This is a genomic window from Roseococcus microcysteis, assembly GCF_014764365.1.
In the GTDB taxonomy this organism is placed as follows: Bacteria; Pseudomonadota; Alphaproteobacteria; order Acetobacterales; family Acetobacteraceae; genus Roseococcus; species Roseococcus microcysteis.
In genome coordinates this window covers 1,207,083-1,233,186 of the sequence record NZ_CP061718.1, presented here as the reverse complement: position 1 = coordinate 1,233,186, position 26,104 = coordinate 1,207,083, and the positions used below count along the sequence as shown (strand labels likewise).

General features: G+C 71.5%; 29 protein-coding genes and 1 pseudogene. 24 read left to right on the top strand and 6 right to left on the bottom strand.

The features are described from left to right. Positions 1–10: 10 nt before the first annotated feature. The 4 genes from ICW72_RS05885 to ICW72_RS05870 all read left to right on the top strand — a co-directional run bounded on the left by ICW72_RS05885 (position 11) and on the right by ICW72_RS05870 (position 4,176). The gene (locus ICW72_RS05885) at positions 11–775 is read left to right on the top strand and encodes a 3'(2'),5'-bisphosphate nucleotidase CysQ family protein (RefSeq protein WP_191085365.1); all 765 of its coding nucleotides are present in this window, start codon (positions 11–13) and stop codon (positions 773–775) included. 4 nt (positions 776–779) lie between these two features. Next, complete coding sequence (locus ICW72_RS05880) at positions 780–1,745, top strand: L-threonylcarbamoyladenylate synthase (RefSeq protein WP_223880857.1); 966 nt, start codon at positions 780–782, stop codon at positions 1,743–1,745. Between the two features lie 75 nt (positions 1,746–1,820). Continuing rightward, positions 1,821–2,954, top strand: a complete 1,134-nt coding sequence (locus tag ICW72_RS05875; protein ID WP_191085363.1) for a bifunctional 2-methylcitrate synthase/citrate synthase — start codon at positions 1,821–1,823, stop codon at positions 2,952–2,954. 373 nt (positions 2,955–3,327) lie between these two features. After that, positions 3,328–4,176, top strand: a complete 849-nt coding sequence (locus tag ICW72_RS05870; RefSeq protein ID WP_223880856.1) for a hypothetical protein — start codon at positions 3,328–3,330, stop codon at positions 4,174–4,176. Positions 4,177–4,318: 142 nt separating this feature from the next. On the opposite strand, the gene ICW72_RS05865 is transcribed toward ICW72_RS05870, so the two are convergent. Further along, the gene (locus tag ICW72_RS05865) at positions 4,319–5,425 is read right to left on the bottom strand and encodes a glycosyltransferase family 4 protein (RefSeq protein ID WP_191085362.1); all 1,107 of its coding nucleotides are present in this window, start codon (positions 5,423–5,425) and stop codon (positions 4,319–4,321) included. 119 nt (positions 5,426–5,544) lie between these two features. On the opposite strand from ICW72_RS05865, the gene ICW72_RS05860 reads away from it, so the two are divergent. Next, complete coding sequence (locus ICW72_RS05860) at positions 5,545–7,539, top strand: methyl-accepting chemotaxis protein (RefSeq protein ID WP_191085361.1); 1,995 nt, start codon at positions 5,545–5,547, stop codon at positions 7,537–7,539. Between the two features lie 4 nt (positions 7,540–7,543). Here ICW72_RS05860 and ICW72_RS05855 read toward each other — a convergent pair whose 3' ends face one another. Next, positions 7,544–8,008, bottom strand: a complete 465-nt coding sequence (locus ICW72_RS05855) for a nucleoside deaminase (RefSeq protein ID WP_223880855.1) — start codon at positions 8,006–8,008, stop codon at positions 7,544–7,546. A gap of 30 nt (positions 8,009–8,038) precedes the next feature. Here ICW72_RS05855 and ICW72_RS05850 point away from each other — a divergent pair, with 30 nt between their 5' ends. From ICW72_RS05850 to radC, 4 genes are all read left to right on the top strand, one after another. Continuing rightward, a complete protein-coding gene (locus ICW72_RS05850) occupies positions 8,039–9,067 on the top strand; it encodes an LLM class flavin-dependent oxidoreductase (protein WP_191085360.1) in 1,029 nt (342 codons plus the stop codon). Positions 9,068–9,147: 80 nt separating this feature from the next. Further along, positions 9,148–10,176: a YeiH family protein gene (locus ICW72_RS05845; RefSeq protein WP_191085359.1), complete on the top strand. Its 1,029-nt coding sequence runs from the start codon at positions 9,148–9,150 to the stop codon at positions 10,174–10,176. Between the two features lie 124 nt (positions 10,177–10,300). Continuing rightward, positions 10,301–11,110 (top strand): type I methionyl aminopeptidase, encoded by an 810-nt coding sequence (gene map, locus ICW72_RS05840; RefSeq protein ID WP_191085358.1) that lies wholly within the window; start codon positions 10,301–10,303, stop codon positions 11,108–11,110. A gap of 35 nt (positions 11,111–11,145) precedes the next feature. Beyond that, the gene (gene radC, locus ICW72_RS05835; protein ID WP_223880854.1) at positions 11,146–11,862 is read left to right on the top strand and encodes a RadC family protein; all 717 of its coding nucleotides are present in this window, start codon (positions 11,146–11,148) and stop codon (positions 11,860–11,862) included. Positions 11,863–11,926: 64 nt separating this feature from the next. Here radC and ICW72_RS05830 read toward each other — a convergent pair whose 3' ends face one another. Further along, the gene (locus tag ICW72_RS05830) at positions 11,927–12,139 is read right to left on the bottom strand and encodes a hypothetical protein (protein WP_191085356.1); all 213 of its coding nucleotides are present in this window, start codon (positions 12,137–12,139) and stop codon (positions 11,927–11,929) included. Between the two features lie 329 nt (positions 12,140–12,468). Between ICW72_RS05830 and ICW72_RS05825 the strand changes: the two genes are divergently transcribed. Next, positions 12,469–12,732 carry a hypothetical protein gene (locus ICW72_RS05825; RefSeq protein WP_191085355.1) on the top strand — a complete coding sequence of 88 codons (264 nt, stop codon included), beginning with the start codon at positions 12,469–12,471 and terminating at the stop codon, positions 12,730–12,732. A gap of 1 nt (position 12,733) precedes the next feature. Here the strand turns inward: ICW72_RS05825 and ICW72_RS05820 are convergent, their stop codons facing one another. The 3 genes and pseudogenes from ICW72_RS05820 to ICW72_RS05810 all read right to left on the bottom strand — a co-directional run. Further along, the gene (locus ICW72_RS05820; protein WP_191085354.1) at positions 12,734–14,137 is read right to left on the bottom strand and encodes an amidase; all 1,404 of its coding nucleotides are present in this window, start codon (positions 14,135–14,137) and stop codon (positions 12,734–12,736) included. Between the two features lie 88 nt (positions 14,138–14,225). Continuing rightward, positions 14,226–14,825 carry a hypothetical protein gene (locus ICW72_RS05815; RefSeq protein ID WP_191085353.1) on the bottom strand — a complete coding sequence of 200 codons (600 nt, stop codon included), beginning with the start codon at positions 14,823–14,825 and terminating at the stop codon, positions 14,226–14,228. 249 nt (positions 14,826–15,074) lie between these two features. Continuing rightward, positions 15,075–15,665, bottom strand: a pseudogene (locus ICW72_RS05810) (TerC family protein); the annotation flags it as partial. Between the two features lie 204 nt (positions 15,666–15,869). Between ICW72_RS05810 and purB the strand changes: the two are divergent. From purB to purL, 14 genes are all read left to right on the top strand, one after another. Next, positions 15,870–17,201 carry an adenylosuccinate lyase gene (purB, locus tag ICW72_RS05805; protein WP_191085351.1) on the top strand — a complete coding sequence of 444 codons (1,332 nt, stop codon included), beginning with the start codon at positions 15,870–15,872 and terminating at the stop codon, positions 17,199–17,201. A 335-nt stretch (positions 17,202–17,536) separates the two neighbouring features. Beyond that, positions 17,537–17,875 carry a hypothetical protein gene (locus tag ICW72_RS05800; RefSeq protein WP_223880853.1) on the top strand — a complete coding sequence of 113 codons (339 nt, stop codon included), beginning with the start codon at positions 17,537–17,539 and terminating at the stop codon, positions 17,873–17,875. Between the two features lie 79 nt (positions 17,876–17,954). After that, positions 17,955–18,767: an ABC transporter substrate-binding protein gene (locus ICW72_RS05795; protein WP_191085349.1), complete on the top strand. Its 813-nt coding sequence runs from the start codon at positions 17,955–17,957 to the stop codon at positions 18,765–18,767. Between the two features lie 33 nt (positions 18,768–18,800). Then, on the top strand, positions 18,801–19,115 hold the full coding sequence (locus tag ICW72_RS05790) for a hypothetical protein (RefSeq protein WP_191085348.1): 315 nt from the start codon (positions 18,801–18,803) through the stop codon (positions 19,113–19,115). A 74-nt stretch (positions 19,116–19,189) separates the two neighbouring features. Then, positions 19,190–19,480 carry a hypothetical protein gene (locus tag ICW72_RS05785; protein ID WP_191085347.1) on the top strand — a complete coding sequence of 97 codons (291 nt, stop codon included), beginning with the start codon at positions 19,190–19,192 and terminating at the stop codon, positions 19,478–19,480. Positions 19,481–19,525: 45 nt separating this feature from the next. Then, positions 19,526–20,266 carry an NRDE family protein gene (locus tag ICW72_RS05780; protein ID WP_191085346.1) on the top strand — a complete coding sequence of 247 codons (741 nt, stop codon included), beginning with the start codon at positions 19,526–19,528 and terminating at the stop codon, positions 20,264–20,266. Between the two features lie 47 nt (positions 20,267–20,313). Beyond that, on the top strand, positions 20,314–21,078 hold the full coding sequence (gene purC, locus ICW72_RS05775; RefSeq protein WP_191085345.1) for a phosphoribosylaminoimidazolesuccinocarboxamide synthase: 765 nt from the start codon (positions 20,314–20,316) through the stop codon (positions 21,076–21,078). 136 nt (positions 21,079–21,214) lie between these two features. Continuing rightward, positions 21,215–21,457: a phosphoribosylformylglycinamidine synthase subunit PurS gene (gene purS, locus ICW72_RS05770; protein WP_191085344.1), complete on the top strand. Its 243-nt coding sequence runs from the start codon at positions 21,215–21,217 to the stop codon at positions 21,455–21,457. Further along, entirely contained in the window at positions 21,454–21,711 is a 258-nt protein-coding gene (locus ICW72_RS05765) for a hypothetical protein (RefSeq protein ID WP_191085343.1), read from the top strand. Before purS ends, ICW72_RS05765 begins: the two co-directional genes overlap by 4 nt. Further along, positions 21,705–21,932: a hypothetical protein gene (locus ICW72_RS05760; protein WP_191085342.1), complete on the top strand. Its 228-nt coding sequence runs from the start codon at positions 21,705–21,707 to the stop codon at positions 21,930–21,932. Before ICW72_RS05765 ends, ICW72_RS05760 begins: the two co-directional genes overlap by 7 nt. Positions 21,933–21,939: 7 nt before the next feature. Continuing rightward, on the top strand, positions 21,940–22,611 hold the full coding sequence (gene purQ / locus ICW72_RS05755) for a phosphoribosylformylglycinamidine synthase subunit PurQ (RefSeq protein WP_191085341.1): 672 nt from the start codon (positions 21,940–21,942) through the stop codon (positions 22,609–22,611). A gap of 132 nt (positions 22,612–22,743) precedes the next feature. Next, positions 22,744–23,100: a hypothetical protein gene (locus ICW72_RS05750; RefSeq protein ID WP_191085340.1), complete on the top strand. Its 357-nt coding sequence runs from the start codon at positions 22,744–22,746 to the stop codon at positions 23,098–23,100. 182 nt (positions 23,101–23,282) lie between these two features. Beyond that, a complete protein-coding gene (locus ICW72_RS05745) occupies positions 23,283–23,834 on the top strand; it encodes a transposase (RefSeq protein WP_191085339.1) in 552 nt (183 codons plus the stop codon). Positions 23,835–23,911: 77 nt separating this feature from the next. Further along, positions 23,912–26,104: a phosphoribosylformylglycinamidine synthase subunit PurL gene (purL, locus tag ICW72_RS05740; protein ID WP_191085338.1), complete on the top strand. Its 2,193-nt coding sequence runs from the start codon at positions 23,912–23,914 to the stop codon at positions 26,102–26,104.

Sequence of the window (26,104 nt, the reverse complement as noted above, 5' to 3'; positions counted from 1 at the left end):
ACCCAAACCCATGGATCACGCCGCCCTTCTCGACCTCGCCGCCCGCCTCGCGCACCAGGCGGGCGAGGCCATCGAAGCCATCCGCCGCGCGGGCTTCGCCGTGGAACGCAAGGAGGACCGCAGCCCCGTCACCGCCGCCGACCGCATCAGCGAGGGCATCATCACCGAGGGCCTGCGCGCGGCCGCGCCGGAGATTCCCATCATCGCCGAGGAAGCCATGTCGGACGGCGTCATCCCGCCCGTGGCCCCCCGCTTCTGGCTGGTGGACCCGCTGGACGGCACCAAGGAATTCGCCGCCGGCATCCCGGAATACTGCACCTGCATCGCGCTGATCGAGGATGGCCGCGCCGTGCTGGGCGTGCTGGGCGCGCCGGCCGAGCCCGCGATCTATGCGGGCATCCTGGGCCAGGGCGCCTGGGTGGAGCGCGGCGGCGTCCGCACGCCCATGAAGGCGCGCCCCATGCCCGCCACGGGCCTGGTGCTGATGGCCAGCCGCAGCCACCGCAAGGACACGGGCGAGGCGGGCTTCAAGCCGCCCGTGCCGGTGGTCGAGACCATCCCCATGGGCTCCGCCCTGAAATATGCGCGCATCGCCGAGGGCGTGGCCGATGTGTGCCCGCGCCTCGATGGCCGCACCATGGAATGGGACACGGCGGCGGCGCAGGCCGTGCTGGAGGCGGCCGGCGGGCGCATGTTCGACCCGCACGGCCACGCGCTGCGCTATGGCAAGCCCAATTACCGCAACGAAGGCTTCATCGCCTGGGGCGCCGAGTAACGCCGTGACCGCGCTGCTGGATGACCCGCTGGACGCGGCCGCCCTGCTGCGCGCCGGCGCCCTCGTCGCCTTCCCGACCGAGACCGTCTATGGCCTCGGCGCCGATGCGCGCAACGGCGCGGCGGTGGCGGCCATCTTCGAGGCCAAGGGCCGCCCCCACTTCAACCCGCTGATCTGCCACTTCCCCGATGCCGAGGCGGCCTTCGCGGAAGTGCGCGCCGACGACCGCGCCCGCGCGCTGGCCGCCACCTTCTGGCCGGGGCCGCTGACGCTGGTGCTGCCGCGCCGCGCCGATTGCCGGGTGGATCTGCTGGCGGGTGCCGGACTCGACACGCTCGCCGTGCGCGTGCCGGACCATCCGCTGGCATTGGCCGTGCTGCGCGCGGCGGCGACACCTGTGGCCGCGCCGTCCGCCAACCGCTCCGGCCGCGTCAGCCCCACCACGCCCGCCCATGTGCGCGAGGAGCTGGAAGGGCGCATCGCCGCCATCCTCGATGGCGGGGAATGCGCGGTGGGCGTGGAATCCACCGTGCTGGACCTGAGTGCCGGCGGGGCCGCGCTGCTGCGCCCGGGTGGCGTGCCGGTGGAGGCCATCGAGGCGATCATCGGCCCCGTGGGCCGGCCCATTCCGCCGGGCGCGGGCCCCGCGCCCACGCTGCGCAGCCCGGGCCTGCTGCTGTCGCACTACGCGCCCACGCTGCCGTTGCGGCTGGACGCCACCGAGGTCGCGGCGGATGAGGCGCTGCTGGCTTACGGCCCGCCGCTGCCGGGTGCGGCGCTGGTCGCGCAGCTCTCCGAGGCGCGCGACGCGACGGAGGCGGCGCGCCACCTCTTCGGCGCGCTGCGGCATCTGGATGCCGAGGGGCAGCGCCTCGGCCTTCGCGGCATCGCGGCCATGCCTGTCCCGGGCGAGGGCCTGGCGCCGGCCATCCGCGACCGGCTGGCGCGCGCGGCGGCACCGCGAGGATAGCCGGGCGACCCCCCCGCTTGTTTCGCCGCCATGCGCGCTTAAGCTGCGGTGCAACAAGCGAGAGGAAGACACGCCATGTCCGAAGCCATCGAAGTCCGTAAGGGCCTGGTCGGCGTCTACGCCGATGAGTCCAGCGTCTCCAAGGTGATGCCGGAGACCAACAGCCTCACCTATCGCGGCTACGCCGTGCAGGACCTGTGCGAGGAGGCGAGCTTCGACGAGGTCGCCTACCTGCTCTGGAATGGCGAGCTGCCCAACGCCGCCCAGCTCCGTGAATTCCAGGCCGCCGAGAAGGCCGAGCGCGCCCTCAGCCCCGCCTTGCTGCGCGTGCTGCGCGACTTCCCGCGCGACGCCCACCCGATGGACGCCATCCGCACCGCGGTTTCCTTCATGGGCATGGAAGACCCCGAATGCGCCGACATCAGCGACGCCGCCCAGCGCCGCAAGGCGGTGCGGCTGCTGGCGCGCATCCCGACGGCGGTGGCGGCCACCAACCGCCTCAGCAAGGGGCTGGAGCCCATCGCCCCCGATGCCTCGCTGCCCTTCTGCGAGAACTTCTTCCACATGGTCTTCGGCAAGGTGCCGGCGAAGGAGGTCATCAAGGCCTTCGACGTCAGCATGATCCTCTACGCCGAGCACACCTTCAACGCCTCCACCTTCGCCGCCCGGGTGGTCACCTCCACCATGGCCGACATGCATGGCGCCATCACGGCGGGCATCGCGGCCCTCAAGGGCCCGCTGCATGGCGGCGCCAATGAGGCGGTGATGCACATGCTGAAGGAAATCCCCTCGCCCGAGGCCGCCGAGGCCTGGCTGCGCGAGCGCTTCGACCACAAGGCGCTGGTGATGGGCTTCGGCCACCGCGTCTACAAGAACGGCGACAGCCGCGTGCCCACCATGAAGAAATACGCCGAGATCATGGCGGAGGTGGTGGGCGACAAGCGCTGGATGAACACCTCGGCCGTGCTCGCGAAGGTGATGCTGGAGGAGAAGCGCATCCACCCCAACCTCGATTTCCCGGCCGGCCCCGCCTACTACCTGATGGGCTTCGACATCCCGATGTTCACGCCCATCTTCGTGTGCAGCCGCATCACCGGCTGGGCCGCGCATGTGCTGGAACAGGCGGCCGACAACCGCCTCATCCGCCCGCTGTCGCTCTACAACGGCCTGGAGCAGCGGGCGGTCGTGCCGCTCGCGCAGCGCGGTTAGCGCTGCGCGGACGCGGCGCGCCAGGGAAGTTTTGCCGATGGCGCAGCGCGGCTGACGGCATGGCGGCGCGATGGTCACGTCGCGCCGCGCATCATCCTCGCGCTGGGTTGCACGCGCGCGGCGAAGGATTTTGCGCGCGAAAAAGCAGATAGTGTTTGACACGCATCATGCGCGTTCCGATAGCGTTCCACACGCACGCATTGACGCGCGATTCGTCCCTTCCAACGCTCATCCGCGCGTGGCGCGAGAGCAAGGATCGGATGCCTGGAATCGCTGGACAGCGCGGGCGTCGTGCAGAGGAATCATTCGTGATTCGTGGTTCGGACTCCCCCGCGGGACATCTCCCGAAGGAAGAGGCGCAAGGGCAGGCGGCATGGTGCCGAGGCTCTCCGCGCGGCGCATCCGCAGCGCCGTCTCCGCACCGCCCTGCCTGCGTGCCGGGCCTGGCCTCTCGCGGCGTGCGCCGCGCGGGCCATGCCCATCCCGGTTGATTTGCCCTCAAAGGAAAACGCGCGCCCCGCGCGAAGGAGATGCCACAGTGACCGACAGCAACGAGACCAGCGACAGCAACCCACGCGCCATGGCGATGGCCGTGGCGCCCGGCGGCCGCCGCAGCGCCAAGCCCGCCAGCGCCCGCGCGCGCGTCGCCGCCAAGAAGCCGGCCGCGAAGAAGCCCGCCGCGAAGAAGGCGGCGCCCGCCAAGAAGGCCGCGCCCGCGAAGAAGCCCGCCGCCAAGAAGGCCGCGCCCGCGAAGAAGGCCGCCGCCAAGCCTGCCGCGAAGAAGGCCGCCCCCGTGAAGAAGGCCGCCGCGAAGAAGGCCGCGCCTGCGAAGAAGGCCGCGCCCGCGAAGAAGGCCGCGGCGAAGAAGGCGGCGCCCGCCAAGAAGGCCGCCGCCAAGCCCGCCGCGAAGAAGGCGGCGCCCGCGAAGAAGGCCGCGGCCAAGCCCGCCGCGAAGAAGGCGGCACCCGCGAAGAAGGTCGCCGCCAAGCCCGCCGCGAAGAAGGCCGCGGCCAAGCCTGCCGCGAAGAAGGCCGCCCCCGCGAAGAAGGCCGCCGCCAAGCCCGCGCCGAAGAAGGCCGCCAAGCCCGCCGCCGGGCCTGACCCGAAGCGCGTCGAGGCCGCCCGCAAGGCCGCCGCCACGCGCGCCGCGCGCAAGGCCGCCCAGACCGAGGCCCCCGCCGCACCCGCGCCGGAAGCGACCAGCGACACGCCGGCGAGCTGAGGCCGCGTGAAACCCTCCGCCCCGGTGCCACGCGCGCCGGGGCGGAACCTGCTGGAGCATGCTGCGTTCACGCACCCTGCTTCAGCCATTGTGGAGAGCGGGACTCAGCGTTTTCGGTGATTCCACCTCAACGCATCCCGCTCTACCGCCCGCGCGCCGCGCGCCACTCCATGATCTCGGACAGGATGCGTTCGGCGATCCGCCTTCGGTCCCCTTGCGCGCTGGCCTGGCGTTGCGCCGCCGCCGCCATCTCCCGCGCCGCCTCGGGCGCCTCCATCACCGCACGGATCGCCGCGGCCAGCGCCGCCGCATCGCCGCGCGGCACCAGCGTGCCCGTCGCGCCCGGCGTGATCTGCGCGCGGAACCCCGCCGCGTCGGACGCCACCACCGGCACGCCCAGCAGCATGGCCTGCGCCGCCACCAGGCCGAAGGGTTCGTCGCGCGAGGGGCAGGCGAAGATGTCCACGCCCGCGAAGAAGGCCGCGCGGTCCTCCACCCAGCCCAGGAACTCCACGCGGTCCATGATGCCGCGCCGCGCGGCCTCGGCCTCCATCGCCGCGCGCGCCTCGCCCGTGCCGCCGATGCGCAGGCGCAGCGGAACGCCCTCCGCGACCAGCGAGGCCGCCGCCTCCACCAGCAGGTCCAGCCCCTTCACCGCGCGCAGCTGGCCTAGGAAGCCCACCACCACCTCGCCCCGCGCCGCGGCACCCATCAGCCGCGCGGCGGGGGCGGGCAGGGGGTCCATGTCCGGCAGCACCGAGGGGTTGGGCAGCACCAGGATGCGCTTCTCCGCCGCGCGCGGGCCGAGGGCCGCGCGCACCCGCGCCTCCTGCTCCGCGTTCAGGCAGAGGATGATGTCCGCCCCCAGCCGCAGCCCGAAATTGGGCCCGTGGCAGACCGAGATCAGTGGCACGCCACGCGGTGCCGCGAGGCGCAGCAGCGGATAGGCCTTGCCGGTGTGGATGAGCACGCCCCGCACGCCCTCGCGCCGCATCCGCCAGGCCAGGCGCGCCACGAGAAAGGGGTTCGCGGCCGAGAGCGTGGTGTCGAGCATGCCGATGCGCAGGACCGTGGCGCCGCTGCCGCGATGCGCTTCCATGCGCGGCGCCGGCAGCTTGGCGAGCGTGGTGACGCGCGCGCCCACCTCGGTGAGGCCGCGCGCGTGGAACAGCGCCACCTCCTCGATCGCGTCACGGGTGCCGCCGCATGCGACGGCTTGCAGCACATGTGGGGCGGGGGGCTTCGTCACGAAAAACCTGCATGGCTGATGCCTTGTTTTCTACAGACTGTGGCGCCGCTTGCTAACCCGATCTTCATTGTGATCACGACACGAGGCGCGCCCGACCTTCCTTCAGGAGCCGCTCCCGCATGGCCTTGACCCCCACCGCACCTGCAGACGGTGCCGATGCCGCACGCCCGCGCGCCAGCATCGGCCGTCGCCTCATGCTGGGCTTCGGCGCCGTGCTGGCGCTGCTCGTGGCGCTGGCCGCCATCGCGGCGCATCAGGTGAATTCCATCAGCGAAAGCCTCGCGGTGGTGAACGACGTGAACGGGGTGAAGCAGCGCTTCGCCATCAATTTCCGCGGCAGCGTGCATGACCGGGCCATCAGCCTGCGCGACGTGGTGCTGGTCACGAGTGAGGCCGAGCGCGCGGAGGCGCTGCGCGAGATCACGCGGCTGGAGGAGTTCTACGCCCGCAGCGCCACCTCGCTGGACGCGATGATGGCGACGGGCGCCGGCGTGACGCCGGAGGAACGCCGCATCCTCGCTTCCATCCAGGAGACCGAGGCGCGCACCATGCCCATGGTCCGCGCCGTCATCGCCGCGCGCGCGGCGGGCGAGGCGGCGCAGGCGCATTCCCTGCTGATGGAGCAGGCCCGCCCCGCCTTCGTCGAGTGGCTGGCGCGCATCAACCAGTTCATTGACCTGCAGGAGGAGAAGAACCGCGTCGTGGCGCGCGAGACGCGGGCGGTGGCCGAGGGTTTCCAGACCCTCATGCTGGTCATGCTGGGGCTTGGGCTGGCGCTGGGCCTGGGCATCGCGCTCTGGGCCACCGCCGCGGCGCGGCCGCTGCGCGCGCTCTCCCGGACCATGCTGCGGATGGCCGGGGGTGACCTCTCGGTGGAGATCCCCGGCCAGGGCAGGCGCGACGAGGTGGGGCAGATGGCCGCCGCCGTCGCCGTCTTCCGCACCCAGGGCGAGGAGGCCCGCGCCGCCCGCGCCCGCCAGGAGGAGGAGCGCGCCGCCGCCCAGGCGGCGCAGGTCCAGGCGCTGCGCCACATGGCCGACCGCGTGGAGGGCGAGACCCTGGCGGCCATGACCCGCATCGCCGAGCAGGCGCAGACGCTCGCCACCGGCGCGGAGGAGATGGCCATGACCGCCGGCCGCGTCAGCGGCAATGCCGGCGCGGCGGGCGATGCGGCGCGCGAATCGCTCGCCATGTCCGAGACGGTGGCCACGGCGGCCGAGCAGCTCTCCGCCGCCATCCGCGCCATCACCCAGGAGGTGCGCGAGGCCGCCAATGTCAGCCGCGAGACCGCGACCGACAGCAGCCGGACGGAGGAGGCCATCGTCTCCCTCTCGGGCGCGGTGGGGCAGATCGGCGATGTGACGCGCCTCATCAGCGAGATCGCGGGCAAGACCAACCTGCTGGCGCTCAACGCGACCATCGAGGCCGCGCGCGCCGGCGATGCCGGCAAGGGCTTCGCCGTGGTGGCGGGCGAGGTGAAGGAGCTCGCCTCCCAGACCGCCCGCGCCACGCAGGAGATCAGCCAGCACATTGACGCCGTCAGCCGCCGCACCGAGGCCGCGGTGGAGACGGTGCGGCGCATCGCCCGCTCCGTCACGCGCATTGACCAGCTGGCGGCCAGCCTGGCGGAGGCGGTGGACCGGCAGGACAGTGCCACGCGCGAGATCGCGCGCAGCATCACCGAGGCCACCCAGGCCACCCGCGCCGGCGCGGCACGGATTTCGGACGTGCGCGACGACGCGGAGGAGAATGGCACCCGCACCGAGCGCATGCAGGCCGACACCGCCGACCTCGCCGCGCGCGCCGCGGAGCTGACGCACCAGGTGGTGAGCATCGTCCGCAGCTCGGTGCCCGAGGTGGATCGCCGGCGCGAGGCGCGCCAGCCCGCCCATGGCCAGGCCCGACTGACCCTGGGCGGGCAGTCCTTCGAGGTGCGGCTGCGGGATGTCTCGTCAGGCGGCGTGGGCGTGGCGGGCGTGCCGGAGGGGCTGCGGCCCGGGCAGCGCGGCACCCTGCACATGCCGCAGAAGGGCGCCGTCGAGGTCGAGCTGCGCCATGTGCGGGGAGACCATGCGGGCCTCGCCTATCTGGCGCAGGGCGTCCGCGCGGCGTGACGCGTCAGTAGGGCACCCGGTCGGGCTTGTCCGACCACAGGCGGAAGGCCTCGCGCGCCTCCGCCGCCATCAGGCGCCGCAGGGGCAGGGCGCGGTTCTCCAGGGGCCGCGCCACCTCCTGATAGAGCGCGTCATCGTCGAAGCCGATCGCCGCCGCATCCGCGCGGTCATTGCCATAGACGATGGCGCCGATGCGCGACCACCAGATGGCGCCGAGGCACATCGGGCAGGGCTCGCAGCTCGTGTAGATGGTGGCGCCGCTCAGGTCATGGCTGCCCACCGCCGCGCAGGCGGCGCGGATGGCCACCACCTCGGCATGCTGCGTCGGGTCGCGGCCGGGGACGACGTTGTTGCGCCCCTCGCCGATGATGCGGCCCTCCCGCACCACCACCGCGCCGAAGGGGCCGCCGCCCGCGGCCACGCCTTCGGCGGCCAGGTCCAGGGCGCGGCGCATGAAGCTCTCTTCCATGGGGGGTCCCGGGGTCTGTAGGATGCGCGGATGTTGCCCGCGCTCTCCATCCTCGACCAGTCCACCATCGTCTCGGGGCGCGACGCCGCGGATGCGATCCAGGAGACGCTGGCCATGGCCCGCCTCGCGGACCGGCTGGGCTATGCGCGCTACTGGCTGGCCGAGCACCACAACAGCCAGAGCCATGCCGGCAGCGCGCCCGAAATCCTCATCAGCGCCATCGCAGCCACCACGCGGCGCATCCGCGTGGGCAGCGCGGGCGTCATGCTGCCGCATTATTCCGCGCTGAAGGTGGCCGAGCAGTTCCGCGCGCTGGAGGCCATTGCCCCCGGCCGCATTGATCTCGGCCTCGGCCGCGCGCCAGGCAGCGACGGGCGCACCGCCTTCGCGCTCAACCCCAACGCCGCCCAGGCCGCCGACAACTTTCCGGCGCAAATCCGAGACCTGCTGGGCTGGCTGGGCGAGGGCCTGCCCGAGAACCACCCCTTCCGCATGGTCCGCGCCTCGCCGGAAGTGCCCACGCGCCCCGAACTCTGGGTGCTGGGCAGCAGCGACTATGGCGCGCAGGTCGCAGGCTTTTTCGGCCTGCCCTATTGCTTCGCGAGCTTCATCACGGACGGGCAGGGGGCCGAACAGGCGCTTTCCCTCTACCGCGAAACCTTCCAGCCCACGCGCGGCACCACGCCCAATGCGGCCGTCGCCGTCTATGCGCTGGCCGCCGACAGCCGGGCCGAGGCCGAGCGCCTCTTCGCGCCGCGCGCCCTGTGGCGCCTCTTCCGCGACCGCGGCAACTTCCCGCCCTTCCCGACGGCCGAGGAAGCCGAGGCCCACCCCTACACCGAGGCCGAGCGCGCGCGGGTGGAGCGCATGCGCGAACGCGCCATCATCGGCACCGGCGCCGAGGTGCGGGACCGGCTGGCCGCCATGGCCGCCGAACTGAACGTGCAGGAGGTGGCCGTGCTGACCCCCTGCCACGACAAGGCGGCCCGCGCCCGCAGCGTGACCCTGCTGGCCGAGGCCTTCGGCCTGCAACCCAGCCTCCCGCTCGCGGCGGAATAACGCCCCTCCGCCCGGGTTGACGCCCCCGCCGTGCGGGTGGACCGTGCCGCGCACCTCACGTTCCAGGCGAATACAGACTGATGGCAGCCCCCACCACCGCGTCCTCCACCGGGCAATCCTTCCCGGACAAGCTTCGCAGCCTCGCCCCCGGCCTCGCCCTCTGCTTCGGCATCGCCATCATCGCCATCACCTTGCGGAACATGACGGGGGTGGCGGCGCTCAACGCCGTGGTCGTGGCGTTGATCCTGGGTGTCGGGGTGGGCGCCGTCATCGGCCGGCCGGCCAGCCTCAAGCCCGGCATCGGCTACGCGGTCCGGCCCGTGCTGCGCGCGGCCATCGTGCTGCTGGGGCTGCAACTGACGCTGGGCATGCTCTGGGCGCTGGGGCCGGGGGCGCTGGTGCTGGCGCTGGTGGTGGTGGCCGCGACGCTGCCCTTCACCATCTGGCTCGGCCGCGTCATGGGCGTGGACCCGGGGCTGTCCATGCTGATCGGCACGGGCACCGCCATCTGCGGGGCCTCGGCCATCGTCGCCGCCAACCAGGTGGTGCGCGGGCGCGAGGAGGACGTGACCTATTCGCTCGCCGTCATCACCCTCTGCGGCACGGTGGCGCTGGTGGTGTTCCCCTATCTGGCGGAGCTGCTGGGGCTTTCGGCGCGCGTCTATGGCCTCTGGGCCGGGGCGGCCATCCATGAGGTGGTGCAGGCCGTGGGCGCGGCGGCGGCGGGCGGCGAGGAGGCCTCGCAAAGCGGCACCGTGATGAAGCTGGCCCGCGTCTTCCTGCTGGCGCCGGCCATCCTGGCACTCGGCTGGTGGGTGGCCCGCCGCCAGCACGCGGACGCCGCCAAGGTGAAGGCCCCCGTGCCCTGGTTCGCCTTCGGCTTCCTGGCGCTGGTGGCGCTGGGCAGCACGGGCCTTGTGCCGCAGTTCGCGGTGGATGCCAGCCGCTTCCTCGTTCCGCTGATGCTGGCCGCGAGCGTCGCGGCCCTCGGCCTGCAGACCGATCTGCGCGCGCTGCACGCCCGTGGCGCCGCCCCCCTGCTGCTGGGCATCGCCAGCACGCTCTTCATCACCACGCTGGCCCTGTTGGGGGTGTTGCTGATCGGGTAGGCCCGCTCCCGGTCCTCCCCATGCCCACAGCGGCGCCCAGGGCTTCGACGAATTCGGGTTGAAGCCGTGGCCCCGCGCGCGCATCTTGGCGGCTGGATTGGGATGCGTTTGGTCGGGACCAGGTATGGACAAGCAGCGCGGCGAGGCTCGCCGGATCACTCTACACGCCCCGCAGGATTTCGACGGCGCGCGTCGGGCGGGGCGGCTGGCGGCGGAGTGCCTCGACATGATCGGCCCGCATGTGCAGGCGGGCGTCACGACGGGCGAACTGGACCGGCTCTGCCATGACTTCCTGGTGGAGCGCGGCGCGGTGCCGGCGACGCTCGGCTATCGCGGCTATGCCCATTCCTCCTGCATCTCGATCAACCATGTGGTCTGCCACGGCATTCCGGGCGAACGGGTGCTGGCCGAGGGCGACATCCTCAACATTGACGTGACGGCGCTGCTGGACGGCTGGCATGGCGACAGCAGCCGCATGTATGCCGTGGGCCAGGTCAGCACCAAGGCGCGGCTGCTGATGGAGGTGACGCACGAGGCCATGATGCGCGGCATCGCGGCCGCGCGCCCCGGCAACACCTTCGGCGATATCGGCCACGCCATCCAATCCTATGCGGAGAAGCATCGTTTCTCGATCGTGCGGGATTTCTGCGGCCATGGCATCGGAAGGCAGTTCCATGAGCCGCCGAACGTGCTGCATTTCGGCCGCCCGGGCGAAGGCGCGCGGCTGGCGCCGGGCATGTTCTTCACCATCGAGCCCATGGTGAATGCCGGCCGGCCCGAGGTGAAGATCCTGGATGATGGCTGGACGGCCGTGACGCGCGACCGCAGCCTCTCCGCCCAGTTCGAGCACATGGTGGGCATCACCGAGACGGGCTGCGAGATCTTCACCCTCTCGCCCGGCGGCCTGCACAAGCCCGTCTTCCAGGCGGGCTGATGGCGCGGCGCCGGGGCATGGAGGAGGCGGGGGGCATGTTCCCATCGCTTCCGCCCGCCCCGGTCCAGTCCAGCGTGGCCGTGCCCGGCGCGGAGGGCCACCGGGCCCGCATGCGCCAGAAGCTGATCGAGGCCGGGCCGTCCGCGCTGCTGGACCATGAACTGATCGAGATGATCCTGTTCCTGGCCCTGCCGCGGCGGGACACCAAGCCCATCGCCCGCGCCCTGCTGGCGCGTTTCGGCAGCTTCGCCAATGCGGTGACCGCCCCGGTCGTGGAGCTGCGCCAGGTGGAGGGGCTGGGCGAGGCGGGCATCGCGGCGCTGCGCATCGTGCAGGCGGGCGCCACGCGCCTGGCCGCGGCCGAAGTGCGGGACATGCCCCTGCTGAACAACTGGTCGCGGCTGGAGGAATACCTCACCATCGTTTTGGCGCGCGAGCCGATCGAGCAGTTCCGCATCCTGTTCCTGGACAGCAAGAACCGCCTGATCGCGGACGAGGCCCAGGCGCGCGGCACGGTGAACCACACGCCCGTCTATCCGCGCGAGGTGGTGAAGCGCGCGCTGGAACTGCACGCCACCGCGCTGATCCTGGTGCACAACCACCCGAGCGGCGACCCCACCCCCTCGCGCGCCGATATCGAGATGACGGCGGAGGTGAAGCAGGCCGCCGCCGCGCTGGGCATCGCGGTGCATGACCATCTGATCGTGGGGCGCGGGGTGATCCTGTCCTTCCGGCGGGAGGGGCTGCTGTAGCCCTGGCTGCGCGGCCGCCGATGCACGAATTCCGCCGCTCCGCCGAGGCCGGGCGGAGATGGCCTTAGCGGCCGCTGGCGAATCTCTGGCGCTCCTGCGCCACCACCTCCCGCACCACAGCCATGATCTCCGCCGCGCCCTCGCCGGAAGGGGGCAGCCGCGCCCATTGCGCCAACTCGACCTCGGCCTGCGCGAGGAGGGCCTGGGGCGCATCGCTGCCGTTCAACCTTTGGTGCAACACGGCGCGCAGTGCGTGGGTCAATTCATCGCGGTCCATGAGGGGAGTCCGATGGGGCTTGGGGCAGGATGTCCGGAGTCTTCGGCATCCACACTAAAGCGAAAATGCCGCGTGGTTCACCAATATACAGCCATTTGACCATTTTTGGCATCACTTCGCGCATTCCGTCACGCTCTTGCCCAATGCTGAGGCATTAGCACGGAATTGGGCCGTCCCCATCCGCTGAAATACGTAAGAACCACCTTAAATGTAGAAATTTCAAATTTTACGCATATAGGATTATCTTTGGCGCAATTGGAGCAAGCTTTATGCGAAACCGAGGGCGGCCCACCACGAAGCCCTCCCGGCCCCCTGCCGTCGAGGAAGCCATGCCGGACTGGGCGCCTTTCGCCGTCCCGGATGACGAAAGCTGGCGTGTCCTGCAGCGCCGCCGGCACCTGATCAAGCTGACAGACGAGTTGGCGCTGCTTGCGCGTGACGAAGGCTTCGAGGCATGCCACCTGCTGCTGGCCGGCACGGCGGACAGGCTGCGGCAGCTTCTCCTGGCGAGCGGCCCGCCGGAACCCGCCCCGCCGGACAGCGCGCCGGGCCAGGCCGCCATCCCCGCCCGACGCCCCGCCGAGGGGAGCTGAGCTACACCGCCACGGGTGCGAGGTTGCCCATCAGCCACCGCGCCACCCCCACCGCATCGGCGTCGCGGTGCGGCGCGCCCATCACCTGCAAGCCCACGGGCAGCCCGCCCACGCCCATCAGCGGCAGCGTCACCGCCGGGCAGAAGATGGCGCTGGCCGGGGCGTTGAAGGCGATGTCGCCGGTCGGGCGGGGGTTGAGCGGCTGGCCCGGCACATCGCCCGTCCAGACCGGCGCGGGCCCGACGGAGGAAAGCGTCACCACCGCATCCGCCATGGTCATCACCGCGGCATAGGCGGCCTGGGCCTCGGCGCGTTCGCGCAGCGCGGCCTGGTAGTCGGCCACGCGCATGGCCTCGGCCGCCGCCAGCCCGTTCTTGGCGCGCTGGCTCACGCCATCGGGGTTCTTCTCCACCAGCGCCCGGTGCGCCATGCGGTTCTCCCATCGGGTGATGGCATTGCCATAGGCCGAGGCGCCGTCCACCCGCCGCTCCAGCGTCTCGATCCAGGCGTGGTCGCGCCGGCGCAGCAGGGTGATGCCGGCGGCCGCCATCTGTTCCAGCAGCATCTCGAAGGCGGTGCGGCTTGCGTCGTCCAGCCGCGCCCAGCCCTCCGTCTCCAGCACCACCAGGCGGCCGGGGCGGCGCGCCTCGGGGCAGGTGTCGGGGCCCATGAGGCCGGGCTGGCCCGGGTCGCCGCCCGCGCGCTTCGTGATCTCGATGGCGACCTGCCAGCAATCCTCCAGGGTCGCGGCGTGGGGGCCGCTGGTGCTCTGGCTGGTCGCCTGGCGCTCGCCGCGGGTGATGGCGCCCTGGGTCGGCTTCAGGGCGAAATTGCCGCAGAAGCTGGCCGGGCGGATGATGGAGCCCCCCACCTGCGTGCCGATCGCCGCCGGCACCATCCGCGCCCCCACCGCCGCCGCCGAACCGGAGGAGGACCCCCCCGGCGTCCGCCCCGCATCGAAGGGGTTGGTGGTGGGGCCGGGGTTGGCCCCGCCCAGCTCCGCCGTGACCGTCTTGCCCAGGATGACCGCCCCCGCCTCGCGCAGCGCCCAGACGGCGGCGTTGTCGCGGCCGGTGTGGTTTCCGCGATAGGCCTCGCAGCCCATCTCGGTCGGCATGTCGCGGGTTTCCAGCAGGTCCTTGATGCCGATGGGCATGCCATCGAGCGGCGAGAGCGCCTGGCCCGCTTTCCACCGCGCCGTGCTGGCATCGGCCGCCGCCCGCGCCCCCGCCTCGTTCACGGTGACGAAGGCGCGCACCACGGGCTCGCGCGCCGCCATCACCTCCAGGCAGCGTTCGAGATAGGCGCGGGGCGTGTCGCTGCCATTGGCGAAGCCGGGCAGGGCGTCCAGCCAGCTCAGGCCGCGGAAATGGGCGGGGTGGTAGGTGTGGGCCTGCTGGTCCATGGCGCGCTCTCCCTCTGTTGTCAGGGGGAGCGTAACGCCGCTTCATGGGGCAGGGGAACCTCACCCCCCTTGCGGGGGGCGCGCGGGTTCAGCCCGCGGGCAGGGACCGCGCCACCTCCAGCAGGAAGGCCCGCGCATCGGCCACGGGGCCGGCGTCGCGCATCATGGTCACGCGCAGGCGCAGCACATGCCCGCCCGCGGAACCCACGCAGAAGGTGCTCAGCACCGGCTGGCGGCCATAACTGCCCTCCAGCGCGGCGCAGCGCAGCCCGGGGCCGGCGGGTTCGGTGAATTCCTGCACCAGGTTCAGCCGCCGGCCCGGCCTTGCGCCGGTCGAGACCTCGTCCAGCCAGCGGGTGTATTCGCCGGTCGCCGCCGCCGGAGCATCGCCCTGCGCCGGGCGCACCACCTGCACGAAGGCGGCCCCGCGGCGGTTGGGGGTGGCGTAGTTCACCTCCAGCCCCTCGAGCGGCTGGCGCACGGGCACGGTGGCGCCACGGGTGAAGCTGTCGGCGCTGGCGGGCAGGGCGGCCGCCAGGGCCTCGGCCGTGACGGGGCCGGCGCGCACCGCCGCGGGGGCGGGGGCCTGGCTTGTCTGTCGCGGCGCCTCGCAGCCCGCCAGAAGGAGGAGAAGCCCCGCCCCCATGAGGGCGAGGCGAGGGGTGTCGTGGCGCTTCCCGTTCAACATGCGCGGTGGTCTAGAGCAGATCGCGCCGCAAGGGGAAGCGCCCCCGCCTCACTCGGCCGGCCCGTGCTGCCGGTCCGCGCGGCGCCGCGCCCGCAGCACCGCATCGGCCATCAGCACCACCACGGCGGTCAGCACCAGCACCTGCAACAGGGTCGCCCCCGCCCAGAGCCAGGCGGGAAACACCCCCGGCAGCGCCAGATAGCCCAGCGGCAGCATCAGGAAGGCGTAGGAGCCGGGGACCACCTCCGCCACCTCATTGGTGCCGGTGAAGATCATGTTGCCCGCCACATAGAGGATGATCAGCAGCCCCACCCAGGCGATCCAACGGTGCTTGTTCAGCAGGTTGGCGATGAAGGTGGCCGCCACACCCATCAGCACGACCGAGATGGCCAGTCCCACGATCAGCACATAGGGGTGGTCCTTCGCGGCACCCGCCACGGCCAGCACGTTGTCGAGGCTCATGGAGATGTCGGCGATCAGGATCTGGGTGATGGCCTGGCGCATCGTCTTGCGCGGCGCCTCCGTCACCGTGACGGAGCCATCCTCGTTCACCACCTCGTTGTGGCCGCCCTCGCGCAGCTCCCGGTACATCTTCCAGCAGACCCAGAGCAGCAGTACGCCGCCCGCCAGCGTCAGGCCCACGATGGCCAGCAGCTGCACCGTCACGCTCGCGAAGGCGATGCGCATCACGGTGGCGGCGACGATGCCCCAGAAGATGGCGGTGCGGCGCTGGTCGGCCGGCAGGCCCGCGGCCGCCATGCCGACGACGATCGCGTTGTCGCCCGCGAGGACGATGTCAATCGCGAGCACCTGGAGAAGTGGAACGACCCATTCCGGCATGGAAGCCTCAACCTTGCTTTTTTGTCATCGCGGAAGGGGGCTCCGCGGAAGATACTACTCCCGCCGCCGGGTGGCTTCCAAGCAGGAGAGGCCTACGGCGCCCTGACCCAGCGGTTACATCTGCGCCATCCCTGGCGGCGGCTTGCCCATCCGCCCCCGCTGCGCGAAACCCTTGGCCGACGCACGCTTGCAGGATGGTTGCCCATGGTCCCCCGCTATTCCCGCCCGCAGATGGCCGAGATCTGGTCGCCCGAGGCCCGCTACCGCATCTGGTTCGAGATCGAGGCGCTGGCCGCCGAGGCCATGGCCGCCCAGGGCACCATCCCCGAGAGCGCCGCCCGCACCATCCGCGAGAAAGGCGCGGCCCGCGTCGCCAACATCAGCGCCGCCGATGTGGAGCGCATTGACGAGATCGAGCGCGTGACGCGCCATGACGTCATCGCCTTCCTCACCTGGCTGGGCGAGGGCATGGGCGAGGATGCCCGCTTCATGCACCAGGGCATGACCAGCAGCGACGTGCTCGACACCACGCTGGCCGTGCAGATGACCCGCGCGGCCGACCTGCTCATCGCCGATGTGGACGCCGTGCTGGCCGCGCTGAAGGCCCGCGCGATCGAGCATAAGCACACGCCGAGCATCGGCCGCAGCCACGGCATCCATGCGGAGCCCACCACCTTCGGCCTCAAGCTCGCCGGCCACTACGCCGAGTTCGCCCGCAACCGCGCCCGCTTGGTGGCGGCGCGGGCGGAGGTCGCGACCTGCGCCATCTCCGGCCCCGTCGGCACCTTCGCCTCCGTGGACCCGGCCATCGAGACGCATGTGGCCAAGCATCTGGGCCTCGCGGTGGAGCCCGTCTCCACCCAGGTCATCCCGCGCGACCGCCACGCGGCCTTCTTCGCCGCACTCGCCGTGGTGGCGGGCGGCGTGGAGCGCCTGGCGACCGAGGTGCGGCACCTGCAACGCTCCGAGGTGCGCGAGGCGGAGGAATTCTTCCACGCCGGCCAGAAGGGCAGCAGCGCCATGCCCCACAAGCGCAACCCGGTGCTGAGCGAGAATTTGACGGGCCTCGCCCGCCTGGTGCGCGGCTATGCCATGCCGGCCTTGGAGAACATCACGCTGTGGCATGAGCGCGACATCAGCCATTCCAGCGTGGAGCGCGTCATCGCGCCCGACGCCACCATCGCGCTGGACTTCGCGCTGATGCGGCTGGCGGGGATGATGGAAAAGCTCACCATCTACCCCGAGCGCATGACCGAGAACCTGGAAAGCCTGGGCGGCGTCGTGCACTCGCAAAAGGTGCTGCTGGCGCTGACCCAGGCCGGCCTCTCGCGTGAGGGCGCCTATGCCGCCGTGCAGCGCGCGGCGATGGCCACCTGGACCAAGCTGGGCAAGGCGGATGCCCGCAACTTCCGCGACAACCTCCTGGCCGACCCCGAGGTGTCGCCCGTGATGGACGCGGCCGCGCTGGACGCCGCCATGGACCCCATGCGCGATTTCCGCCACGTCGAGACGATTTTCGCGCGGGTCTTTGGTTAGCGTCCGACCGGCTTCGGCGGCGCCGAAGCCGTGAGTCGGCCGCTGGGCAGGTTCCGACCGGCTTCGGCGGCGCCGAAGCCGTGAGTCGGCCGCTGGGCAGGTTCCGACCGGCTTCGGCGGCGCCGAAGCCGTGAGTCGGCCGCTGGGCAGGTTCCGACCGGCTTCGGCGGCGCCGAAGCCGTGAGTCGGCCGCGAAAATGCTGGCGTGTGAGCATAGATCACACGCCAAACTTGATCCTGCCGCCTTTGCGCCATGACGAAATGGTCACATCTCACCTCTGACAGCGGCGGCGGCGGCGGGGTCAACCACTCCGCCCCCCGCGCGTTGCGGGAGGATGATGATGCGCAAGATGACAAGGCTGGGGCTGGTGGCGGGGCTGGGATTGTTCCTGGCCGGCTGCGTGGATGACGGGTATCGCGGCGGTGGCGGCGGTTATTACCGTGGCGGTTATGCCTCGGGTCCGGTCTATCGCGCCCCCGCCTATCGCGGCCCCAGCTATTACGCACCCCCCTCGCGCGGATATTACCGGCCTGACGACCGGCGCTACGACCGGCGCGATGACCGCCGCGCGCGGCCATCCCCCCCGCCGCCGCAGCGCCAGGGCCCGCCGCCCCAGCAGCGGCGTGACAACACGGGTGATGCCTTTCGCGACCTGATCAACCCGCGCCGCTGATCGGGCGGCGGGGGCGCGGATTGTCCGGGCGGGGCGGCCTGGGCATCCTGGGTGGATTACGAAAAGGGAAGAAACTCCAATGCACCTTCGTCGCCGCGGCCTCCTGGCCGCGCCCGCCCTGCTGGCCTCCGTCCCGCTCGCCTCCACCCCACTGCGGGCGCAAAGCCCCGCCGAGGTCGCCCGCATCATGGCGCCCTCCGGCACGCTGCGCGTCGCCATCAATTTCGGCAACCCCGTCCTGGCCCAGCGCGACCCCGCGGGCGGCGCCCCGCGCGGCCTGTCGGTGGAACTGGCGCAGGAGATCGGCCGACGCCTCAACCTGCCCATCGAGATGATCACCTACCCCGCCGCCGGCCGCGTGACCGAGGCGCTGCGCGAGGGCGCCTGGGACCTCTGCTTCCTGGCCATTGATCCGGTGCGCGCCCAGGGCATCACCTTCACCGCGCCCTATGTGATCATCGAGGGCGCCTACCTCGTGCGGCAGGACAGCCCCATCCGCGACAATGCCGAGGTGGACCGCCCCGGCATCCGCGTGGCCGTCGGCCGCGGCAGCGCCTATGACCTGTTCCTGACGCGCGAGCTGCGCCACGCGACGCTGGTGCGCGCGCCGACCTCGCCCGCATCGCTGGAACAGTTCCGGGCCGAGAACCTGGAGGTCGCGGCCAACGTCAAGCAGCCGCTCATCGCCTATGCGGCGGCCAACCCGGATGTGCGGGTGCTGCCCGGCCGCTTCATGGTGATCGAGCAGGCGGTGGGCATTCCGCAGGAGCGTGAGGCCGCGATGCCCTGGCTGCGCGCCTTCGTGGAGGAGATGAAGGCCTCGGGCTTCGTGGCCCGTGGCCTGGCGGCAAGCGGACAGACGTCCGCCGAGGTGGCGCCCCCCGCCTCATGAGGGCGCGGGGCGCGTGAAAGGGAAGGGAGCACGATGCGTGCGCTGATGCTGGCCCTCACGGGCCTGTTCCTGGCGGGCTGCGTGGCCGAGGGCGGGGTCCATCACGGCCATTGGCATGGCCCCGTCCATGCCGTGCCGGTCTATCGCCCGCCGCCGCCCGTCTATGTGGCGCCCGCCTGGCGGCCGCCGCCGCGGACGGTCTATGTCGCGCCGCCCCCGCGGCCGCGCGTCTATCATCCGCCGCGGCACTACCATGGGCACCACCACCGGGGCTGGCACGGGCCGCGCCACCATCGCGCCGGACCGCCCCACCACCACCGCCGCCATCATGGCCATTGGCGGCACTGAAGGGGCGCAATCGCGCCACGCTTTGGCCATGGGGACCGCGTGGAATTAGGAACATCGAAAGGGAGTTCCGCGCGATGCGAAAGCTGATCTTCGGCGCCGTCCTGGGCCTGCTGGGCCTTGGCATCGCCGCCCCCGCGCCGGCCAGCGCCCAGCCTGTGGTCGAGCTGCGCGTGGGCTGGGACCGTCACGGCTGGCGCCCGCCGCCGCCCGTCTACTACGCGCCGCCCCCGCCGCCGCGCTATTACGTGCCGCCGCCGCGCTACTACTACCCGCCGCCGCCGCCCGTCTATTACGCGCCGCCGCCGCCACGCTACTACGGCCCGCCGCCGCGGCACTGGCACCATCCGCGCCACCGCCACTGGTAGGGGCCGCCTTGTTCGCGGCGCCGCATCAGGGCCAGATGGGCCCCGATGTGCACCGTGATCCTCTCGCGCCAGCCCGGCGCCCCCTGGCCGCTGCTGCTGGCCGCCAACCGCGATGAACGCCTGGACCGCCCCTGGGACCCGCCCGGGGCGCATTGGCCCGAGGCCCCGGGCCTGGTCGGCGGGCGGGACCGCACGGGCGGGGGCAGCTGGATGGCGGTGAACGCGGCGGGCGTCGTCGCCACCGTGCTGAACCGCCCGGGCAGCCTCGGCCCCGCCGAGGGCAAGCGTTCGCGGGGCGAATTGCCTCTTCTGGCGCTGGAAGCCCCCACCGCCGAGGCCGCCGCCGAGGCGCTGTGCCGCCTCGATGCCGGCGCCTGGCGCCCCTTCAACGCCGTGCTGGCCGATGCGGAATCGGCCTGGTTCGTGGCCGGGCTCGGTGAGGGCCATGCGACAGCCACAGCCCTGCCGCCCGGCCTGCACATGGTCACGGCCCATCCGCCCAATGACCCGTCGAGCCCCCGCACCGCGCGCCACCTGCCGCGCTTTCAGGCCACCCCCAGGCCCGCCTTGCCGGACTGGGGCGCCTGGCCAGCTTTGCTCGCGGATTCCGAGGGGGAAGCGGCGGAAATGCTGAACATTCCCCCGCTCGGTGGCTTCGGGACGCTGTGCAGCTCCCTCCTGGCGCTGGGGCCGGGGGGCGCGCGGGAATGGCTCTTCGCACCCGGCCCGCCCGACCGCACGCCCTTCGCGCCGGTCAAGCCCGCGGCGGCCCGTGTGGCACGATAATTCTTTGCTGCTATACGGGCGTTGATTCGCCAGAAGGACTGCATGCCATGGCTCGCCGCCGCCAGCTCTATGAAGGCAAGGCCAAAATCCTGTTCGAGGGGCCCGAGCCCGGCACCCTCGTCCAATACTTCAAGGATGACGCCACCGCCTTCAACGCCCAGAAGAAGGGCACCATCACCGGCAAGGGCGTGCTGAACAACCGCATCAGCGAATACCTGATGCAGCGCCTGGGCGAGATCGGCATCCCGACCCACTTCATCCGCCGCCTGAACATGCGCGAGCAGCTGGTGCGGGAGGTGGAGATCATCCCTCTCGAGATCGTGGTCCGCAACGTGGCCGCCGGCTCCCTCGCCTCGCGCCTGGGCATCCAGGAAGGCACGCGCCTGCCGCGCTCCATCATCGAATACTACTACAAGAACGACGCCCTGCAGGACCCGATGGTGAGCGAGGAGCACATCACCGCCTTCGGCTGGGCCTCCACGCATGACCTGGACGACATCGTCCAGCTGACGCTCCGCGTAAACGACTTCCTGACCGGCCTGCTGCTGGGCGTCGGCATCACGCTGGTGGATTTCAAGCTGGAATTCGGCCGTCTCTACGAGAATGACGAGATGCGCATCGTCCTGGCCGATGAGATCAGCCCCGACAATTGCCGCCTCTGGGACGCCAAGACGGGCGAGAAGATGGACAAGGACCGCTTCCGCCGCGACCTGGGCAAGGTCGAGGAGGGCTACCAGGAGGTCGCCCGCCGCCTTGGCATCCTGCCGGAAGCGGGTGTGCGGGACATGAAGGGTCCGGAAGTCATGCAATGACCCCCCATGAAATCGCCTTCGGCGCTTTCATGAGGACCCCGTTCGGGGCGCTGCATTCTGTTGGGACGGCTCCGCCTCGTCGGGCAAAGCCCGCCGAGGGCACCGGGGGGCCATTCGTATTGGGAAGGGTCGCTTGATGACCAAGTTGAAGGTGACGGTGTTCCCCAAGGCGGGCGTTCTCGACCCCCAGGGCAAGGCCATCGAGCGCGCCCTCTCGGGCCTCGGCTTCGAGGGCGTGGGCGAGGTGCGCGTGGGCAAGGTCATGATCGTGGAGGTCGCCGAGACCGACCCCGCACGCGCCCGCGCCCAGGGCGAGGACATGGCCCGCAAGCTGCTGGCCAACACCGTCATCGAAAGCTTCACGGTGGAGCCCGCATGAGTGGGACGACGGCCCTGACCGCGCGCGAACGCTCGCTGCGCGTCTTCGTGGCCGTCTCCTTCGGCTTCGCCGCCTGGCGCGTGCTGCTGGCCCTGGCCTACCTCGCCTTCGGCCCGCCGCTTCCCGGCGACCTGCCGCTGACCGAGGCCTTCTTCCTCCTCTCCAAGGCCTTCCTGGGCGGGCTGTTCTGGCCCATCTCCCTGGCCATCGAGGGCTGGCGCAACCCGCTGGGCTGGATCTTCTACCCGTGGTGAAGACCTCCATCCTGATCCTCATCGTGCTGACGGTGCTGATCACGATGCTGCTGGGCTGGCGGGAACAGCGCCTCTCGGCCGGGCATGCACAGCCCCGCCTGGGCTGGTTCGCCCGCAAGAAGAACTTCATCAACCGCGTCTTCGCCGCCGCGGCCATCGCGGCCATCGGCACCATGCTGATCCTGGGCGGCATCCATTGGCTGCGCGTGGCGCAGGGATAGGGCACATATGAACGCCGCCATCATCACCTTCCCCGGCACCAACCGCGAGCGCGACATGGCGCTGGCCCTGCGCGCCGCCACCGGCCGCCGGCCTACCATGCTCTGGCACCGCGAGACGTCGCTGCCCGCAGGCCTCGACCTCGTGGTGCTGCCCGGCGGCTTCTCCTATGGCGACTACCTGCGCTGCGGCGCCATGGCAGCGCAATCGCCCATCATGGCGGCCGTGCGGGACTTCGCGGCCAGGGGCGGCCATGTGCTGGGCGTCTGCAACGGCTTCCAGATGCTGACCGAGGCCGGGCTTCTCCCCGGCGCCCTGCTGCGCAACGCCAGCTTGCGCTTCCTCGCCATGGATTGCGTGATGCGGGTGGAGCGCGCGGACACGCCCTACACCGCCCATTTCCAGCGCGGCGCCACCTTCCGCGCCACCATGGCCCATGGCGACGGCAACTACTTCTGCGACGCCGAGACGCTCGCCACGCTGGAAGGGGAGGGGCGCGTCGTCCTCCGCTACGAGGGCGAGAACCGCAATGGCAGCATCAACGCCATCGCCGGCATCTGCTCGCCCAATGCGCGCGTGCTGGGGCTGATGCCGCACCCCGAGAATTGCGTGGACCCGCTGGTGGGCGGCACGGAAGGCCTGCCCCTCTTCACCTCCATCGCGGCGCATGTGGCGGCCTGATACGGCCGTCACCGACCGATACCGCGCGCCCCTTCCTCGCCATCTTCGCAACGCATCCCGGACGGTTTGTGAACGTTACATCTCCATCAAGCCCCGGAATTCCCGGGCCGATGCGAGAGAGGGAGGCGTAGTATGAACCGCCGCAAATTCCTGTTCCTGGGTGCCGCCGTCGCCATGGGTGGCGTGGCCGCCAGCGTCCCCGAGGCCGAGGCCGCGCTGCCCCGCCCCATCACCCCCACCCTGCCCGAGGGCCCCACCACGCCGCAGACGCTGGACCTGCCGGCCGATGACGCCGCCGAGTTCGACGCGCTGCTGGAAGAGGTGCAGTACCGCCCCGGCCCGCCGCCGCATCGCGGCCCGCCGCCCCGCCGCGGCCCCCCGCCGCGCCGCCGCCGCCAGCGCTGCTGGATGGAGAATGTGCGGGTCCGCTACACCGACCGCTTCGGCCGCCCGGCCTGGCGCATGGAACAGCGGCGGGTGTGCCGCTGATAGGGGAAGGGCGCGGTGAAAAGCCGCGCCCACCTTCTCAGAACAGGGACAGCAGGAAGCCCCATATCCCGGCGACCTTGCCGCCCCACCGTTCTTCCAGCGTTTCCTCGACCATGTCCCGACTTTCCTGAGTGCCAGGGTTTTCCTTGCCATCGCATCATGCGCGTGGCTATACAGGAAAAATGTCCTATGTGCCCCGCATCCCCATCCGCCCCCTGACCGATCTGGAGTGGCACGCCCTTCTTCCCTATGTGCTGCGCCGCTCGCCCCAGGGCCGTCAGATCGGGGATCTGCGCGCGCGGATGAACGCGCTCTTCCGCCTTACCGCCACGGATGCGCCCTGGAAGGACGCCGCCGCGCCGGGAATCGCGGCCGAGAGCCTGGCCCGCTACTACCGCCGCCTCACCCATGCGGGGCTGTGGGAACGCCTGCTCCAGGCCCTGCATGACGCGGCGCCGAACCACCCGCTGCGCGGCATCGAGGCCATGATCTGCCGCGCCGCCCGCCGCGCCCATCGGCTGCGGGGGTTGCGGCTGCTGGTCCTGGCCCGGCGTTTGGGCCTGCGCCGCGCCCTGAACGGCCCGCCCTGGCTGCTGCCCCACCCGGATTTGTCCGAAAACCTGCTGGAGGCCGGCCCGCCCCCGCCGCATTTGCGCAAACCCTGGCTGCGCGTGCTGAAGGCGCTGGTCGGGCGACGAAGCATCCCGCGCTCCGTGCGCCGGGCCTGGGTGTGAGGGGCCTGGGCGTGTCGCGTCTCAGCCCCGCGAAGCCCGGTCTGGACAAGCGCCACGCCCCGCCCGACAAACCGGGCATGAGCCACGTCACGCCCCTCGACCCCGCGCGCGCCCGCCAGCTCGGCGCCGAATTCGGCCTCAAGCCCGATGAGTATGAGAGGGCGCTGGCCATCCTCGGCCGCACCCCCAGCCTCACGGAGCTAGGCATATTTTCCGTGATGTGGAGCGAGCATTGCTCCTACAAATCCTCCCGCGTCTGGCTGAAGCAGCTGCCCACCAAGGCGCCCTGGGTGCTGGTCGGCCCCGGCGAGAATGCGGGCGTCATCGCCATCGGCCAGGGGCTCGCCGCCGTCTTCAAGATGGAAAGCCACAACCACCCGAGCTTCATCGAGCCCTACAACGGCGCGGCCACCGGCGTGGGCGGCATCCTGCGCGATGTCTTCACCATGGGCGCCAGGCCCATCGCGAACCTCAACGCGCTGCGCTTCGGCGAGCCCACGCACCCGCGCACCCGACGCATCCTGGACGGGGTGGTGCGCGGCATCGGCGGCTATGGCAATTGCGTGGGCGTGCCCACCGTGGGCGGCGAGGTGAATTTCCACCCCGCCTACAATGGCAACCCGCTGGTGAATGCCATGACGGTGGGCATCCTGAAGGAGGACCGCATCTTCACCGCGGCCGCCACGGGGGTGGGCAACCCGGTCGTCTATGTCGGCTCCAAGACCGGGCGCGACGGCATCCATGGCGCCACCATGTCCAGCGCCGAATTCAACGCCGATGCCGAGGAAAAGCGCCCCACGGTGCAGATCGGCGACCCCTTCGCGGAAAAGCTGCTGATCGAGGCCTGCCTCGAGCTCATGGAGACGGACGCCATCGTCGCCATCCAGGACATGGGCGCGGCGGGGCTGACCAGTTCCAGCGTCGAGATGGCCGGCAAGGGCGGCATGGGCATCGTGCTGGACATGGAGAAGGTCCCCCAGCGCGAGACGGGCATGACCGCCTATGAGATGATGCTGAGCGAAAGCCAGGAGCGGATGCTCATGGTCCTCAAGCCCGGCCGCGAGAAGGTGGCGGAGGACATCTTCCGCAAATGGGAACTGGACTTCGCGGTGATCGGCCACCTGACCGACACGGGCCGCATCGAGATCCGGCACAACGGCGTGCTGGAGGCGGACATCCCGCTGGCGCCGCTGGAGAGCGAGGCGCCGCTCTACCACCGCCCCACGGAGGAGACGCCGAAGCAGCCGGTGCTGGGCCCGGTGGCGGACCCGGTGGGGATCGCGGCCGCGCTGGAGAGGCTGGTGGCCAGCCCCGACCTCTGCAGCCGCCGCTGGATCTGGGAGCAGTATGACGCCCAGGTGGGCGGGCAGACCAGCAAGCGCCCCGGCCAGGCCGATGCGGCGGTGGTCCGCGTCGAGGACCACAAGCTGGCGCTGGCCATGACCACCGACTGCACCCCGCGCTATGTGCTGGCGGACCCCGAGGAGGGCGGCAAGCAGGCCGTGGCCGAGGCCTGGCGGAACCTGACGGCGGTGGGCGCGCTGCCCCGGGCCATCACGGACAACATGAATTTCGGCAACCCGGAAAAGCCCCGCATCATGGGGCAATTCGCCGGGGCGGTGCGCGGCATGGCGGCGGCCTGCACGGCGCTGGATTTCCCGGTGATCAGCGGGAATGTGTCGCTCTACAACGAGACCGAGGGCCGGGCGATCCTGCCCACCCCCGCCATTGGCGGCGTGGGCGTGCTGGAGGATGTGGCCCAGGCGGTGGGGCTCTCCATGCCCGCCGGCTGCGAGATCATCGTGGTGGGCGAGACGAAGGGCTGGCTCGGCCAGTCGCTCTGGCTGCGCGAGATCGCGGGCCGCGAGGAGGGGGCGCCGCCTCCGGTGGACCTGGCGGCCGAGCGCCGGAACGGGGATTTCGTGCGGGGCCAGATCCTGGCCGGGAAAGTCCGGGCTTGCCACGACGCCGCGGATGGCGGGCTGCTGGTGGCGCTGGCCGAGATGTGCATGGCCTCCGGGGTCGGCGCCGAGATCACCCGCCAGGGCGACCATGCCTTCTGGTTCGGCGAGGACCAGGGCCGCTACATCCTGGCGGTGGAGGATGGCGCGGCCCTGCTGGCGGCCGCCCGCGCGGCCGGTGTGCCCGCGGAACGATTGGGACATTCCTCAGGCCGCACCTTGGTTATGCCGGGGGCGGATGCCATAGATATATCAAGGCTGGTCGCGGCGCATGAGGCGACGCTGCCGGCGCTGATGCAGGGGGTCTGA